The sequence below is a fragment of the Gemmatimonadota bacterium genome, assembly GCA_016719105.1.
Lineage (GTDB): Bacteria > Gemmatimonadota > Gemmatimonadetes > Gemmatimonadales > Gemmatimonadaceae > SCN-70-22.
In genome coordinates, this window is record JADKAQ010000008.1 from 74068 (window position 1) to 90044 (window position 15977).

General features: G+C 69.2%; 13 protein-coding genes. 6 read left to right on the top strand and 7 right to left on the bottom strand.

Annotated elements, in window-relative coordinates; translation table 11 throughout:
* Positions 1 to 92: 92 nt before the first annotated feature.
* The 4 genes from IPN47_10885 (at position 93) to IPN47_10900 (ending at position 4466) form a co-directional block, all read left to right on the top strand.
* Positions 93 to 1571, top strand: coding sequence for an amidohydrolase family protein (locus IPN47_10885; protein ID MBK9408529.1), 1479 nt, complete (start codon positions 93 to 95; stop codon positions 1569 to 1571).
* A gap of 51 nt (positions 1572 to 1622) precedes the next feature.
* Positions 1623 to 2567 carry a DUF1080 domain-containing protein gene (locus tag IPN47_10890; protein MBK9408530.1) on the top strand — a complete coding sequence of 315 codons (945 nt, stop codon included), beginning with the start codon at positions 1623 to 1625 and terminating at the stop codon, positions 2565 to 2567.
* Positions 2564 to 4006 (top strand): putative glycoside hydrolase, encoded by a 1443-nt coding sequence (locus IPN47_10895; protein MBK9408531.1) that lies wholly within the window; start codon positions 2564 to 2566, stop codon positions 4004 to 4006. The genes IPN47_10890 and IPN47_10895 overlap by 4 nt, the downstream gene beginning before the upstream one ends.
* Positions 4007 to 4082: 76 nt before the next feature.
* Complete coding sequence (locus IPN47_10900) at positions 4083 to 4466, top strand: RidA family protein (protein ID MBK9408532.1); 384 nt, start codon at positions 4083 to 4085, stop codon at positions 4464 to 4466.
* A gap of 51 nt (positions 4467 to 4517) precedes the next feature.
* Here IPN47_10900 and IPN47_10905 read toward each other — a convergent pair whose 3' ends face one another.
* From IPN47_10905 to gluQRS, 4 genes are all read right to left on the bottom strand, one after another.
* Complete coding sequence (locus tag IPN47_10905) at positions 4518 to 5474, bottom strand: hypothetical protein (GenBank protein ID MBK9408533.1); 957 nt, start codon at positions 5472 to 5474, stop codon at positions 4518 to 4520.
* Positions 5475 to 5535: 61 nt separating this feature from the next.
* Positions 5536 to 6330 carry an HTTM domain-containing protein gene (locus IPN47_10910; GenBank protein ID MBK9408534.1) on the bottom strand — a complete coding sequence of 265 codons (795 nt, stop codon included), beginning with the start codon at positions 6328 to 6330 and terminating at the stop codon, positions 5536 to 5538.
* Positions 6327 to 6869, bottom strand: a complete 543-nt coding sequence (locus tag IPN47_10915) for a hypothetical protein (GenBank protein MBK9408535.1) — start codon at positions 6867 to 6869, stop codon at positions 6327 to 6329. The genes IPN47_10910 and IPN47_10915 overlap by 4 nt, the downstream gene beginning before the upstream one ends.
* Complete coding sequence (gene gluQRS, locus IPN47_10920; GenBank protein MBK9408536.1) at positions 6866 to 7717, bottom strand: tRNA glutamyl-Q(34) synthetase GluQRS; 852 nt, start codon at positions 7715 to 7717, stop codon at positions 6866 to 6868. The genes IPN47_10915 and gluQRS overlap by 4 nt, the downstream gene beginning before the upstream one ends.
* A gap of 137 nt (positions 7718 to 7854) precedes the next feature.
* On the opposite strand from gluQRS, the gene IPN47_10925 reads away from it, so the two are divergent.
* Positions 7855 to 10185 (top strand): GNAT family N-acetyltransferase, encoded by a 2331-nt coding sequence (locus tag IPN47_10925; protein ID MBK9408537.1) that lies wholly within the window; start codon positions 7855 to 7857, stop codon positions 10183 to 10185.
* A gap of 21 nt (positions 10186 to 10206) precedes the next feature.
* Here IPN47_10925 and IPN47_10930 read toward each other — a convergent pair whose 3' ends face one another.
* A complete protein-coding gene (locus IPN47_10930; protein MBK9408538.1) occupies positions 10207 to 11553 on the bottom strand; it encodes a CotH kinase family protein in 1347 nt (448 codons plus the stop codon).
* Positions 11554 to 11713: 160 nt separating this feature from the next.
* The gene (locus tag IPN47_10935; GenBank protein ID MBK9408539.1) at positions 11714 to 13252 is read right to left on the bottom strand and encodes an alkaline phosphatase D family protein; all 1539 of its coding nucleotides are present in this window, start codon (positions 13250 to 13252) and stop codon (positions 11714 to 11716) included.
* 192 nt (positions 13253 to 13444) lie between these two features.
* Between IPN47_10935 and IPN47_10940 the strand changes: the two genes are divergently transcribed.
* Positions 13445 to 14029 (top strand): YdeI/OmpD-associated family protein, encoded by a 585-nt coding sequence (locus IPN47_10940; GenBank protein ID MBK9408540.1) that lies wholly within the window; start codon positions 13445 to 13447, stop codon positions 14027 to 14029.
* Positions 14030 to 14055: 26 nt separating this feature from the next.
* Here IPN47_10940 and IPN47_10945 read toward each other — a convergent pair whose 3' ends face one another.
* Complete coding sequence (locus IPN47_10945; GenBank protein ID MBK9408541.1) at positions 14056 to 15960, bottom strand: ABC transporter ATP-binding protein; 1905 nt, start codon at positions 15958 to 15960, stop codon at positions 14056 to 14058.
* Positions 15961 to 15977: the final 17 nt, after the last annotated feature.

Genomic DNA, 15977 nt, shown 5'->3' on the forward strand with positions numbered 1-15977 from the left:
GAGCGCGCACGAGCGCCGGTAGAGGGGCGAGGGGACATGCGGTAGACTCGTCCCGTTCATCCGCTGCTCTCCCTCGCGCCCCTCATCCCCGCATGCGCGCCATCCCCGCCCTGACGCTGTCGTTCGCGGTCGTGCTCGCGCACGTCGGCGCCCCGCCCGCCACCGCGCAGTCGGCGCGTTCCGCGCAATCCGTGCGTTCCGCCGACCTGCTCGTCAGGCACGCGCACGTCGTCGACGTCGAGACCGGGCGCATCGCACGCGATCGCGCGATCGCTATCCGCGGCGACACGATCATCGCGATTACCACGGATGCCGGCGCGAGGCGCCTGCGCGCCACGCGCACCCTGGACGCCGGCGGACGCTACGTCATTCCCGCGCTCTGGGACATGCACGTCCACTTTGGCGGTGGCGATAGCCTCATCGCCGAGAACCGGCTCCTCCTTCCGCTCTTCCTCGCGCACGGCATCGTCGCCGTGCGTGATGCGGCGGGCGACCTCTCGCCATCGGTGCTGGCCTGGCGCGACTCGGTGGCACGCGGCGCGCTCGACGGCCCCACGATCTTCACCTCGGGGCCCAAGCTCGAGGGGAAGAACTCGATCTGGCCCGGGGACCTCGAGGTGGGGACACGGGAGGAGGTGGACGCAGGGATCGCGCAGCTGCAGGCCATGCGCGTCGACTTCGTGAAGCTCACCGACAACACGCTCGCCCCCGACCTGTTCCGCTATGCGTTAGGCGAGCTGCGCCGGCGCGGCATCCGCAGCTCGGCCCACATCCCGGTCTCGGTCCCCGTGCGTGAAGCGGTCGACTCGGGGCTGCGTTCCATCGAGCACCTCTCGTACGCCATTCGTGCCGGGACCGAACGCCCGGGAGTGGCCGCCGGCGGCGACGTCATGAAGACGTTCGACGAGGCGACCGCCACCGCGACGTATCGCCTCATGGCCGAGCGCGGGACGGCGATCACCCCGACGCTCAACATCAGCCGTATCCTCGCCTGGCTCGACCAGGACGACCATGCGAAGGACCCGTACCTCCGCTACATCGGCCCCGGGCTGCGCACGACCTACACATGGCGTGTCGAACGGGCGGCGACGGCCGACGCCGCCGCCGTCGCTCGGCGGCACGCGCTGTACGACTTCACGAGTGCCAAGCTCCCGCTGCTGCAGCGTGCCGGGGTCCTCATCCTCGCAGGGACCGACGCCGGCTTTCTCAACTCGTTCGACTACCCCGGCCTGGGGCTGCACCACGAACTGGCGCTGATGGTGAAGGCCGGCCTCTCCCCGCTCGAGGCCTTGCGAGCCGCTACCATCAACGGCGCTCGTTTCCTGGGGCGCGACGGACGCCACGGCACCGTTCGCATCGGGAACGCCGCCGACCTCGTCATCCTCGACCGGAACCGGCTCGACGACATCGCCGCCACCCAGGCCATCCATGCCGTGGTGTTGCGCGGCGGGGTGCGCGACCGTGCGGCGCTCGATGCGCTACTCGCAGGGGTGGCCGCCGACGTGCAGCGACTCGAGCGCACGCCACGCACGAGCCCCGAACCGCGCCCCAGCGACTCGGCGCGCCGCTAGCGAATCCGGGGTATCATTCTCCAACTCGCGCATCCCCTTTCCTCGACTCGCATGCCCATGCTCTTCGCCCTCGTCGCCGCGGCGCACCTGCACGTCGCGCTCGCCCCGATTCCTTCCGCCGTGCTGCAGTCGCAGGCACCACTCATTGGGCGCTGGGACCTGGTGATGGAGACCCCGGGGCGACACAAGGCGGCGTGGCTCGAGGTGCGCCACTCGGGGCGCAGCATGCTGGTGGGGGCCTTCGTGAACATGGTCGGAAGCGCGCGCCCCGTCGCGCGCATCGACTACAAGGAGGGCGACTTCAAGTTCTCCCTGCCGCCGCAGTGGAACGACGCCGAAGGCGAGAACACGGTCGTCGGGCGACTCAAGGGCGACTCGATCAGCGGGACGATCAGCTACGCCAACGGCCAGAAGCAGGCGTTCCGCGGCGCACGCGCACCGTCGCTCGTGCGCACGGCACCGCCGGCGTGGGAGCTGCCCACCACGCTCTTCAACGGGCGCGACCTGACCGGGTGGAAGGCGCTCGGCGAAGGGACCAACCAGTGGGACGTCGCAAACGGCGTCCTGCGCAACAAGGCGGCGGGCACCGACCTGGTCACCGAGCGGCAGTTCACCGACTTCAAGCTCCACCTCGAGTTCCGCTTCCCCACGGGGAGCAACAGCGGCGTCTACCTGCGCGGGCGTTACGAGGTGCAGGTCGAAGACACGCAGGGGAACGAGGCGAAGATCGACGGACTCGGCGCCGTGTACGGCCACCTCATCCCTAACGAGCTGGCCTCGCTCGGCCCCGACAAGTGGCAGTCGTACGACATCACGCTCATCGGACGCCGCGTGACGATCGTGCTCAACGGGAAGACGATCATCGCCGACCAGGTGATCCCGGGGATCACCGGCGGGGCGCTCGACAGCGACGAGGGGAAGCCGGGACCGATCTTCCTGCAGGGCGACCACGGGCCGGTGGAGTACCGCAACATCGTCATCACCGCCGCCAAGTGACGCACGCGAACCGGCGCACGGGCACGAGCATTTGCACGTGGACGAGCACTCGCACGAGCACGCGGACCGGCGCGTCAGCCGTCCTCGCGGCGGTCGCGCTCCTGCTCACCGTCGCCGCCTGCGGAGGCGAGGGACGCAAGGACGCAGGCGCGCAGGCAGCGCCTAACGCGGCGCGCGCCCGCCCGCCTGTCGACCGCGCGGCTGACAGCGTGGCGGCATGGCGGGCGAAGTTCGGCCATCGCGTCCCGCGCCCCGACTCGGTGCGTGCGCTCTACGTGAATGCGTGGGCCGCCGGTTCGCGCAGCCGCATGGAGGCGCTCATCGCCATCGCCGATTCCACCGAGGTCAACGCCTTCGTCATCGACGTGAAGGAGTCGGACACCTTTCTCGCCTACGACAGCACTTCGATCCCGCTGGCGAAGGAGATCGGCGCCGACCAGCGCCCCGCCACCACGTGGCTCCCCGCGCTCGTCGACACGCTGCAGGCGCACGGGATCTACTCCATCGCCCGCATCGTCGTGTTCAAGGACCGCCAACTCGCCGAGCGGAAGCCGGAACTGGCGATCCGTCACGTGAACGGGAGCGTCTGGCGCGACAACAAGGGCGGGGCGTGGGTCAATCCGTACGATCGTCGCGTGTGGGACTACAACGTGGCCATCGCCCGCGAGGCGCTCGACATGGGCTTCTCGGAGCTGCAATGGGACTACGTGCGCTTTCCCGATGTCACGGCGCGCATGCGCACGGTGATGCACTATCCGGGAAGCAACGGCGTCTCTCGCGCCGAGAACATCCGCAACTTCATTCGCTACTCCAAGGAGAAGCTGCGCGACTTCCAGGTACCTGTCACCGCCGACGTCTTCGGGCTCGTCACGCACCTCGAGGGAGATGTCGACATCGGGCAGCACTGGGAGACGGTCATCTCCACCGCCGACGTCGTCCTCCCGATGGTCTATCCGTCGCACTACTCGGCGGGGCTCTACGGCTTTCCGCGTCCCATCGCCAAGCCGTACGAGATCGTGCGCCTGGCGACGGCCGACGCGATGGAGCGCACGCGCTTCGTGCGCGACTCCGCCAAGGTCGCCGTGGGCGAGGTGATGCCGTGGCTGGAGGCGATGAGCATTCGCGGGGCGAGCTACGGCCCGGCCGAGCTGCGCCAGCAGATCCAGGGCGTCTACGATGCCGGGGCCAAGAGCTGGGCGCTGTGGAACCCGGGGTCGCGCTATGCCGAGTTTGTCGGAGCGCTGCGCACTGCGCGCGGCACTCCGTCGCCCATCGAGCGTAGCGGCTGGACCGCCCCGCAGTGGACGTTGCCGCGCGAGCGGTTGAGCAAGGTCATCGCGGCGCGCGAACGTCGCGCGCGTGCCGACTCCGTGGCCGCGGCAACTGTCCCGGGCGCCGCCACGCCGGCGCCGCCGCCCGGTGCCGCCAAGACGCCGTAACCGTCAGCAGCAAACGTTGGCCGAGCACCACCCGACGTCACCGCCCCACTCCCCATCCCTTCATCGCACGCACGCCATGCCCCGTCACCACGTCGAAAGCTCGCGCGGCCCCGCCGCCATCGGCCCCTACTCGCACGCCGTCTGGGCGGGCGACCTGCTCTATTGCTCCGGCCAGACGCCGATCGATCCTGCGGTGGGGAAGCTCATCGAGGGTGACGTGGAGGCGCAGACGCATCGCGCCTTCGACAACCTGCAGGCGGTCGTGGAGGATGCGGGGCTCACGATGGACGACGTGATCAAGTGCAACGTCTATCTCACCGACATGGCCAACTTCCCGCAGATGAACGCGGCCTATCTCACCCGCTTCGCGCGTCCCTTCCCGGCGCGCACCACGGTCGCCGTGGCCGGCCTGCCGCTTGGCGCCCTGGTGGAGATCGAACTCGTCGCGAAGCGCCCGTGATCGGTGCGTGATGCGAGGGTGCGCGAGTGCCAGGCACGCGCGCACCCTCGCTCACCGGTCGAGGACGCCGGTGAGCCAGTGCAGGACGTTGAGCACGAACTGCGGATTCTGCTCGGCCATGGGGGCATTCATCCCCATCGGGTTTCGCTTGGGGCCTGCGCGCTGGGCGCTGAACATCGCCGCCTCGCCGAAGAAGGCGACCCGCCCGCGCTCCACCTTGCGCGTGGCCCCCTGCAGCCACCCCCCCACGGGGCGCGCCGGCGTCGTCTCCGTGAACTGCCACGCATAACGAGGCTCGAGCGAGACGAAGTCTGGCGGGAGGATCATGACCGGCTGCAGGTCACGGGCGCGCCCCTGAAAGGCCTGCCCCGTGAACGAGCGCACCTGCGTGACGCGCTCGGTGGAGTCGCGCCCGGCGACGATGGGGTGCATGGCGAGCGTCCCATCGGAAGGCCGGAAGAGTGTAGGGGTGGCGAACGCCGAGTCGCGCCCCGCCTTGCTGGTGAATCCCTTGACCGCGAAGCCATCGGCGAAGGCGACGTCGAACGCCGCGGCAAGCGCGGAGGCCGCGCCGGCCAGCGGCATGTGGTCGGCGATCAGCAGGAGCGCACCTCCGGTGCCGACCCAGTTCCGTACCGCGGCGATCTCCCCCTTCGCGAAGGCGGACGGAGTAGGCGTGGGATACGTGTTCCACTCGGCGTCGCTCCACTGGGCGTTGGAGATCACCAACACATTGCAGCTGCCGAGCGCCGTGCTGGTGAACGGGGAGCGGGAAGGCACGACCCGAAAGCCGTCGCGTCGGGCCAGTTCGCCAAAGGCGAAGAACCGATTGTCGAGCGTGTGGAAGTTGTGGTGCGCCTCGTCGAGACAGATCACCGGCCCCTGGCCGGCCGCGTAGGCCGGGCGAGGCACGGGCGGGCGGAAGGCGCTGTCGGGGAGCTGCTGAGCGCCCACCGGAACGGCGAACGTCAGGGCGAGCAGGAGGGTGCGACGTGCAGCAGCAGTCATCACGAGAGCCCCCAGGTGATGGGCGAGTTGATCTCGATGGTCGTCAGCTGAGACGATCGCATCAAGGCATCAGGGACGAAGCGTACACCACGGCGGGCCAGGTGGCGGCCCACGCCAGGAGGAACCGATTGAGGCCGAAGGCCGCGACATTGCCGAGGTGGAACAGGCCGGCGATGGAGACCATCACGAGGGCGAGTCTGGGGTCGAGAAAGGCGACCGGGAAGAGGCATTCGAAGAGCATCACGCTCCACGACGCCGCGAGCAGCGCCGTGCGCCCCGACAGCAGCCGTCGCAGCGCCGCCGGTGTCCCGAAGTGCGGGGTCGCAACGAACGAGGCCAGCGCCGCGCCCGACCGCCACGGCGCGTTGATGATCTTGACCACGCCGGCGATGAAGTACGACATCATCGCCTGCGCCGCCACGTAGAGCAGGGCCGCGCTCACCAGCACGCCCGAGGGGATGCCGAGCCAGTCGCCGAGCGGCCCGGCCGCGTGCGCGACGACCAGCGCGGTGAGGACGACCATCTGCATCATGTCGCTGCCGCCGTTGCTGCTGCCGCGAAAGCGGATGTTCACGAGGAGCGACGTGATCCAGAGCGCCGGCGCCACCCCCGGCCGCACCCCCGCCAGCAGCAACGCGGCGAGGGCGAGCCGAGCGACGAGGAGGGCGAGGAAGGGGCGATAGGCGAGGAGCGGGGCGAGCCATCGGAGTTCCGGCGCGAGCGTCGCCCACCGCCAGGTCCCGTCATCGGCCAGGGCGCGGCGGGTCACGAGCAGTTCCAGCGTCCCCTGGATCACCGCGGCGGCGGCGACCATTTCGACCAGGCGCAGTGTGGTCCCCGCGTCGGGGGGTGTCATACCTCGTGCTCGCGGGAGATGACGAGGTCACCCGGCGCGCTCCCTGGGGTGCGGTCCGACGCAGCGCCGGCCGCGTGCGACGTCTCCACGAGCTTGAACTGGCAGGTCGCGCCACGCGGGACGTTGCCGTCAGCCGCAAGGTTGGCCCGCACGAGGTTGAGCACCAGCTGGTAGGAGACCAGCGACTCCGGGCCTCGCGGGTCGGTGTCGTCCCAATCGCCCACATCCATGAGCAACCGCTCGAGGAGCGATTGCTGGGCGAGCAGCAGGTTGCCGGCCGGGTTCCAGACCAGGTGCACGACCGATCGCGGCGGCGGAGCGAGAATCGGTCGCCATGCGCCGAACGACGCGCCATCCGGTGCAACGCGCACCAGGAGCGTGGGCGTCACCTGCAGGTCATCGAAGAAGCGCCACGACGGGACGAGCACTCGCACCAGTGACACCACGGGATGCCGAACCTCGGCGCGCGGCAGGAGGGCGACCAGGACCAGGAGGACGGCGACGGCCACCAGCACGAGGCCCTGCGGCGAGTCGGTCATCGCGGGCCGGGGCGCGCATCGACCAGCGATTCCGGCGCGGCGTCGCGCACCTCGTCCCACGACCACCCGCGCTCGCGCATCACGCGCAGCGACAGCGCCTGGTAGCGCTTGGCCAGGCGTCGCCCCTCGGCATCGCGCACCAGCGGCTCGTGGCACCAGGCGGGGGGCGTGGCGCCTAACGCGCGGTAGACCAGGAGCTGGCGCGCGGTGGAGAGCAGGAGGTCCTCCCCGCGCACCACCTCGGTGATCCCCATCGCGATGTCGTCGGCCACGACGGCGAGTTCGTACGCCGGGATGCCGTCGCGGCGCCAGAGGACGAAGTCGCCGAAGTCGCGCCCGGCCTCGAAGGCCTGGTCGCCGCGCCGGGCGTCGGTGAAGCGCACCACGTCGCCGTCCGGGACTCGAAAGCGCCACGTCACGCCAAACGGTTCGGCATGCTCGCGCTCGGCGCCGGCAGGTGCACGCCACTCGGGCGGGAAGATCGGCTCGGCCCCTTCTTCGTCTTCGTGCGGTGCGAGAGCGGCATCGCGCAGCTCCTTGCGACTGACGTGACTCGGGTAGATCACGCCGGCATTCCGCAGCTGGCGCCAGGCATCGACGTAGACGGCGGTTCGCTGTGACTGGTAGAGTGGCCCTTCCGTCCACTCGATCCCCATCCACGCAAAGTCGTCGAGCATCTGTTGCGTGTATTCGGGGCGACAGCGAAGCGGGTCGAGGTCCTCGATGCGCAGGACGAGTGCCCCCTCCGCCTCGACCGACCGCCGCCACGCCGCGTGAAAGGTGCGCGCATGGCCGAGGTGCATCTCACCGGTGGGGGTGGGGGCGAGGCGTCCGCGGTAGGTCGGCACGTGGGGGGAGCGCGTGGAGATCTGGTGGAGTGCTGGTGGTCAAACGGGCGAGCGAGCGCGAGCGGTCATTTCGGCGCCCCCTGAATTGGCGCAGGTGCACGCCGGGAGTGCAAGTTGGGAGACCCCACCTCACGCACATGGCGCTCTCCCTTCGTCCCGCGACCGTCGCCGACATCCCGGCGCTCAACGCGCTCATCGAGCGTTCGGCGCGCCAGCTGAGTATCGGCTTCTACACGCCGGCGGAGATCGACGCCGCCGTCCGGTATGTCTTCGGGGTGGACACGACCCTCGTGGGCGACGGGACGTACTTCGTGGTGCATGACGGCGAGGTGTTGGCGGGGTGCGGTGGCTGGAGCCGGCGCCGCACCCTGTACGGCGGCGACCAGCGCCCGGTGGAGGTTGGCTCGGCGGCCGGTGCACCCAGCGACCAGCTGCAACCCGGTGTCGATGCTGCCAAGGTCCGCGCCTTCTTCGTCTCGCCCGACTTCGCGCGTCGCGGAGTGGGGCGCTTCCTCCTCGATGCGTGTCTCTCGGCGGCGCGGGCGGCGGGGTTCACCAAGGTCGAACTCATGGCGACGCTCCCGGGCGTCCCGTTCTACGCCGCGCTGGGCTTTCGTCCGGTGCGCGAAGTGACCGACCCCCTCCCCGACGGGACGCCGCTTCGTTTCGTGCAGATGGATCGCGACATCACGCCACCCCGAGCCAACCGCCTCGTGAACCGTTCCGCCGCCTCGCCGCTTACGTCGTTCGTCATCGCCGCGCTCGCGCTGGGCGCCGCCAGCTGCAGACCGTCCGCCGGCGAACCCGCGGCGCTCATCCTGACGAACGCTCGCGCCTATACGCTGTCGTGGAACGAGCCCTCCCCCGATGGCGTCCCGGCGGCCAACGCACCGTGGGACTCGTCAGGCGGATGGCGGCACGACGCGACGGCGGTCGCGGTACGTGGCGGTCGCATCGTCTACGTCGGGAGCGATTCCGGGGCGCTGGCGCTGCGCGGCGACAGCACTCGAGTGATCGACCTCGCGGGTGGCGTCCTCCTTCCAGGGCTGGTCGACGCCCACACGCATGTGGCCGAGCTGGGGCAATCGCTCGACCGCGTGAACCTCACCGGACTCGCGACCGAGGAAGAGGCGGTGGCACGCATCGTCGAGCGCGCCGCGACCACTCCCAAGGGCGAGTGGATCATCGGCGTCGGGTGGGACGAGGGGGCGTGGGCGAATCGCTACCCTGACAAGACGCTGCTGACGGCGCGCGTCCCCGACCATCCGGTCGTGATGCGCGGGCTGCACGGCTTTGCGGCGTGGGGGAACGCGCTGGCGCTGGAGAAGGCGGGAATCACGCGCGCAAGCGAGGCACCAACCGGCGGCGAGATTCGCAAGGATGCCTCGGGTGAGCCGACCGGGTTGTTCCTCAACCGCGCCGTCCCGCTGCTCGACGACGCCGTCCCCGTCCCGTCGCCGTCACAGCGCGACGCACAGGTGATGCGGGCGCTGCACGTGATGGCCGACGCCGGCTACACCGGGGTGCACGAGGCCGGTGTCGCCCCCGACGTGATGGCGTCGTTCGAGCGACTGGCGGCCTCCGATTCGCTTCCGCTGCGCGTGTACGCGATGCTCAGCGGGCGCGACTCGGCGCTGGTGCGGGCGTGGATCACGCGGGGGACCTTCGCGTCGCCTAACGGGATGCTGGTCGTGCGCGCCGTGAAGGCGTACTTCGATGGCGCGTTGGGATCGCGCGGGGCGCAGCTCCTCGCCGACTACTCCGACAAGCCTGGGCACCGCGGGGTGAGCGGCGGCGCGTACGGCTTTGATCGCACGGTGGTGGGCGATGCGATGTCCGCCGGCTTTCAGGTGGGGATCCACGCCATCGGCGACGCCGGCAACCGCGCCACGCTCGACTTCATCGACTCGGTCTACGCCGCCGCTCCCAGGTCGCGTGGGCTGCGCCATCGCGTGGAGCATGCGCAGGTCCTGAACATCGAGGACATTCCGCGTTTCTCCACGAGTGGCGTCATCGCGTCGATGCAGCCGCCGCACGCGGTGGAGGACAAGGGATGGGCCGAGCAGCGCCTCGGACCGGACCGCATCGAGGGGGCCTACGCCTGGCGCACGTTGCGCCGCCAGCGCGCGCACCTCGTCTTTTCCTCCGACCTCCCCGGCTCGGGTTGGAGCCCCTTCTACGGACTGCACTCGGCGATCAGCCGGCAGGACACCACGGGCGCGCCGACGGGGGGATGGTACCCGGAGCAGCGCATGACGCCGGAAGAGGCGGTGCGCGGCTACAGCACGTGGGCCGCGTACGCGGGTTTCGACGAAGAGCAGGCGGGGACGATCGCGGTGGGGAAGCGCGCCGACTTCACGGTCATCACCGTGGATCCGTTCCGCGTGGCCGCACCCGCAGAGCTGCTCTCCGGTGCGGTGCAGCTGACGGTATCGCGCGGGCGGGTGACGTACCAGCGAACGCCGTGAACGTGAAGACGGGGGCGGGTGCTATTGCGAGATCTGCGTGTCCATCCAGCCGTGGCGCTGGAAGAGCCAGAACGACATCGCGTTGATCTCGCCGTCGTAGCTCCCGGTGACCACGCGGTTGGGCCACACCCAGGTGCTGAGGATGGGCCACTTCTCGAAGTTGCGTGCCTGCACCTTGCTCAGAAATGCCTGGCGCGCGCTGATGTAGTTGAAGAGCGCGTCGACCGTCTTGTCGCTCTTCATCTGCGCCCAGCGCGCCTTGACCTGCGCCGCAAAGGCCGGGTCCTGGAAGAGGCGCGTGAACCACTGCGCCGTGCGCGTGTGCCACCCCTGCACCAGGTCGGCGCCGTCGTAATTCACATTCCCCATCGCCAGGTCAAAGTCCCACACCGGGCCGAAGAAGAGCTTCCCGCCACGCTTCTTGTAGAGGTAGGTGCTCAACCGCAGGTTGCCGTCGACATTCTTGAACAGCTCGTTGACGATGTAGTAGCGAATCGCCGATTCGACGTCGATGTAGGCGGCGTAGCCTGCCTGCGGATCGGCGAACTGCGGGCTGTAGATCGCGTCGTCGACCTGCTTGATGTAGTTGGTGATGTACGCGCGGTGCTTGGCCCACGCCGGTTCGTTGAGCGTCTCCGGGTTGGAGAGGCAGAAGATCATGCGAGTGCGCGTGGAGTTGAAGCAGAAGTCCTCCCCGCGCCGCTCGTCGACCTCCATCAGGTAGCCCCCGGTGACGTTGGTCGCCGAGGTATCGCTGGCCTTGAGTTCGGGGATGTTCACGCGGTCCGGCGCGATACGGACGTGCTCCACCAGTTGGTATACGCCCTGATACGCGCCATTGAGGCTCATCTCGACGAACTGCGAACGCGGCGTCCATTCCATCCCCAGCTTGCGACTGAGTTCGAAGGTGACGTCGTTGCGGATGAGCGTCTTGTCGGAGTAGTTGGCGAGCAGGACCCAGTGCCGGTTGGCCGGCATCCCCATGAGCGCCGTGCTCGTGCCGAGCTTGATGCGATACGGCTTCTTGGGCATCCCCCACGTGGTGTTGCCACGCCCGCGAATCTCGAGCGCCCCTTCCTGCATGATGGCGCCGTCGGTCCCGGTGATCCGGTAGCTCCCGGTGATGTACTCCTCCTTGGACGTGATCGCCGCGCCGAAGGTCGTGCTGAGCGTAAGCGTCGGGAGGGCCTCGGCCACCGGGAAGGTCGGCGTCGGCGGGGGGACGACATCGGGGGGGGCGACGGGATCTTCGCCGCAGGCCACGACGAGAAGTGCCACGACCAGGAGGGCGACGGCGCGCTTCGGTGCGCGAAAGCCGAACCACCGCGCCGAAGCGCCTGCGACTGCCCGCCATTCTGCCAACGACACGACAAACTCCTGCGCGTGACTGATCGGCCGTGCAGGCGGCAGGGTGCCGCGGCGGCCTTCGGCAATCTACTCCGTGCGGCGATGCCCGGCGGTAGGCGCCGTCACACCGTCGGGGGCGCGCAACGCACCGAGCGCGCCCGCCCTCCAACGCCGCCGACCGCTACACCCGCTCGATCACCGGACGGCCGTGTGGCACCCGCCAGCTCGACGCCGTCTCCACCGGAGCCCCCGGACGCGTCACGAACGGCACGACGCGATAGTCTGCACGCCACTCGTCAGGCGTGACACGGCATCGCACATAGCCACGCTTGGCGTTGTGCCACTTCATGTACGGGTTGTCGGAACGCGTCGCGTTCCACCCCGGGTAGACGTCCATTCCATCGCCACCCGACGACATGCTCGTCCCCACAAACTCGGCTGCCACCGTCGGTCGCCCCAAACGATCGAACGACGACTGCAGCTCGTTGACGTAGCTGGCATGGATGTCACCGGTGAGCACGACCGTGCGCCCCTTGGCCCGCTCACCGATCGCGCCCAGCAGCCGATCACGCGCGACGGGATAGCCCGCCCACTGGTCCATCGACACCTGGATGTCGGCGCCGGGGCGATTGTCGAGCGGCGCCATCATCACCTGCTGCGCCAGCACCTGCCAGGTCGCGCGCGACTCGCTGAGGCCGTTGAGCAGCCACCGCTCCTGGGCGTCGCCCATCATCGTCCTCGACGGATCGTTCCAATCGCCGCAGGGGATCACACGCTGGCCATCGCCGCACGCCTGGTCGCTGCGATACTGCCGCGTGTCCATCACCCAGAAGCGCGCCAGCGCCCCCCAGTTGGCGGTGCGCGTGATGTTGAGGTCGGCCCACGAACGGGCTCGCGGCACGCGCACCGGCTGGTGCTCCCACCACGCCTGGTAACCGGCCGCGCGGCGCTGGCGCATCTGCTCGTCCGACTCGAAGACGTTCTCGCCGACGGACCCCGCGTAGTTGTTGTCGACTTCGTGGTCGTCCCACGTCACGATCCACGGGCACATCGCGTGCGCCTTCTGTAGCGCGGGGTCGAGCTTGTATTGCGCATAGCGATCGCGATAGTCCTCGACCGTGATGATCTCGAAGCCGTGATGCGGGCGCACGACGTCCTCGCGCGTCGCCGTCTCGTAGATGTAGTCCCCGAGGTGCGTCACGAGGTCGAGTCGTTCGGCGGCCAGGTGGTCGAAGGCGGTGAAGAGCCCCTGCTCGTAGTGCTGGCACGAGACGAAAGCGAAGTCGAGCGGTTGCTGCGCGCCGTCGGGAGGGGTGGTGCGCAAGCGCCCGACCGTGCTGCTCCCCGCCGGAAGCGTGAAGCGGTAGAAGTACCACCGATCGGGGGCGAGCCCCTGCACGTCGACGTGCGCGGAGTAGCCGAGTTCGGGCGCGCACGTGTAGCGCCCGCGCTTCACGACCTTGCTGAACCCCTCGTCATCGGCCACCTCCCAGTCGAGCACCACCTTCTGCCCATCCATCCCCCCGTGCGGCGCGAAGGGGTCGGGGGCCAACCGCGTCCAGATCACGCAGGCGTTAGGCGTGGGATCACCGCTGGCCACGCCGAGCGCAAACGGATTGCCGCTCAGCACCGGCCGTGTCGTCAGGCGCCACAGGTTGGGGGCGCCGGCGCAGAGCACCGCGTAGCGGGTGAGGTCGCTGAGGAAGAGACGGCGATCCATTGGGGGAAGACGAGAAGACGAGAAGACGAGAAGACGAGTGACGGCTTCGAGAGGGATGGTGGATCGCTCGTGGTCCAGCGGCAAGGGGAGCAACGGGTGGCTTTGTACTGGCTTGGTCACGCCTCACGCAGGAAATTCCGCCGTACCCCCCATCTCGTCTTCCCGTCTTCCCGTCCTCCCGTCTTCCGCCCCATGAAGCCCGTCTATTTCCCCTCCGCCGACGCCTGGCGCGAATGGCTCGCCGAGTTTCATGCCTCGGCGACGGAGCTGCTCGTCGGGTTTCACAAGTCGGCGACCGGCAAGCCCAGCATGTCGTGGCCACAATCAGTCGACGAGGCGCTGTGCTACGGCTGGATCGACGGGGTACGCAAGCGCGTCGACGACGAGCGCTACACGATTCGCTTCACCCCGCGTCGGTCGACGAGCATCTGGAGCGCCGTGAACATCAAGCGTGTGGGCGAACTCGAGGCCGAGGGGCGCATGCAGGACGCGGGACGCGCCGCGTTCGCCAAGCGACGCGAGAACAAGTCCGGCATCTACGCCTACGAACAGCGACGCGACGTGCTCGACGAACCCTACCTCGGCACGTTCAAGAAGTCGCGCGCCGCCTTTGCCTTCTTCGAGTCGCAACCGCCGGGATACCGGAAGACCGCCATCTGGTGGATCGTCAGCGCCAAGATGGAAGCCACACGCGAGCGCCGCTTGGCCGAACTGATCGATCACTCGAAGAACAACCGCCGCCTCCCCGGTCTCGAAACCCGGAAGCCCAAGCCCTAGCCCCCTTCTCGTCTTCCCGTCTACCGCTACCTGTACCCCGCCGCCTGCAACTCGAACAGCTCCGCGTATCGCCCATGCTGCGCCAGCAGCTCCTCGTGCGTCCCCGCCGCCTCCACCGTGCCGTCCACCAGGACGAGGATTCGATCGGCCATGCGCACGCTCGAGAAGCGATGCGAGATCAACACCCCCGTCTTGCCGTGCATCAGCTCCTTGAAGCGCTGGAACACCTCGAACTCGGCGCGGGCGTCGAGCGCGGCCGTCGGTTCGTCGAGCACGAGCAGTTGCGCATCGCGCATGTAGGCGCGGGCGAGGGCGAGCTTCTGCCACTCGCCGCCTGACAGGTCCACGGCACCACGAAAGCGGCGGCCCAGCACCTGGTCGTATCCCTTGGGCAGTCGCCTCACCACCTCGTCGGCCAGGCTGCGCTGCGCCGCCGCCTCGATGCGTGCGCGATCGTCGCGCTGTGACATGCGGCCAACGGCGATGTTCTCCGCCGCCGTGAGGTCGTAGCGCACGAAATCCTGGAAGATCACGCCAAGGTTGGCGCGCACCGCGTCCAGGTCGTACTCGCGCAGGTCGTGCCCGTCGAGGAGGATGCGCCCCTCGTTCGGGTCGTAGAGGCGGGTGAGCAGCTTCACCAGCGTCGTCTTCCCGGCCCCGTTCTCGCCGACGAGGGCGAGCACTTCGCCGGCGCGCAGCGTGAAGTCCATGTGACGTACCGCCCACGTCTCGCTCCCGGGATAGCAGAAGCCCACGTCCTCGAAGACGAACCCCTGGCGGATGGGGGTCGGGAACGGGCGCGGATTCTCGGGCGACCGGATGGCCGGCGTGAGTTCGAAGAAGGAGAAGAGGTCGTCGAGATAGAGCGCCTGCCCTGCCAACTGCGAAAAGCCTGCGAGTAGCCCTTCGAGCAGTCCGCGCAGCCGCCGGAACGAGGCCGCGCCGAACGTGAGGTCGCCGATGGAGAAGTCGCCCGCCACCGTGCGCCACGACAGGTAGGCAAAGGCCCCGTAGTAGCCGAGCGTCCCGATCGTGGTGAGCAGCGTCCCCCACCCGGCGCGACGGACGGCGAGCGCACGCGTGGCGCGGTAGTAGTCGCCCGCCAGCTGCCGATACCGGTCGATCAGGAAGGCGTGCAGCCCGAAGATCTTCACTTCCTTGGCCGTCTCGGCGCTCGCCCCCGTTCGGCGCAGGTAGTCGAGCGTGCGCTGGTCGGCGGTGCGCGTGTAGGCGAGGGCGTAGCCTTGGGCGCTGAAGTGCGCCTCTCCCAAAAAGGCCGGGACGAGCGCCGCCAGGAGCAAGAGGATGAGCCACGGCGTGAACAGCGCGAGACCGGCCGCGAGGGAGAGGATCGTGATCGCGTCCTGCGCCTGCGAAAAGAGCTGGCTCATGAGCGCCATCCGCCCGCTCGCCTGCCGGCGCGCGCGCTCGAGCTTGTCCTGCGACTCGCTGTCCTCGAAGTCCTGCAGGTCGAGCGTCGCCGCGTGCTCCATGAGGCGCACGCTGGTGCTGATGCTGAAGCGCTCGGCAAGCAGCCCGTCGATGAGCGACGTCACCCGCCCCAGCACGTCGCTGGCGACGGCGAGCCCGAACTCGGCCGCCAGCAGCCACGCGAGATGATGCAGGCGCCCATCCGTGCGCCACGCGGCCAGCCCGCCAGCCGCACCGCCGCCGGCCACCAGGACGACTTCGTCGATGATGAGCTTGCCCACGTACAGCGTCATCACGGGGAGGAGCGCGCGCAGCAGGCGCACCACCAACGTCCACACCGTGAGCGATGGGCTGGTGCGCCAGACGAGCCCCAGGAAGGGCGGCACGTTGCGCAGCGCGACCATCCGGTCGCGGAACGTCGTGGGAGGGGCGTTCGGGGTGGATCCCGCGCGCCGAGCCTCGAAGCGGGTGCGCTCCGGGCGAGGTCCATCGATTGGCATGATGAACGATAGCGGCC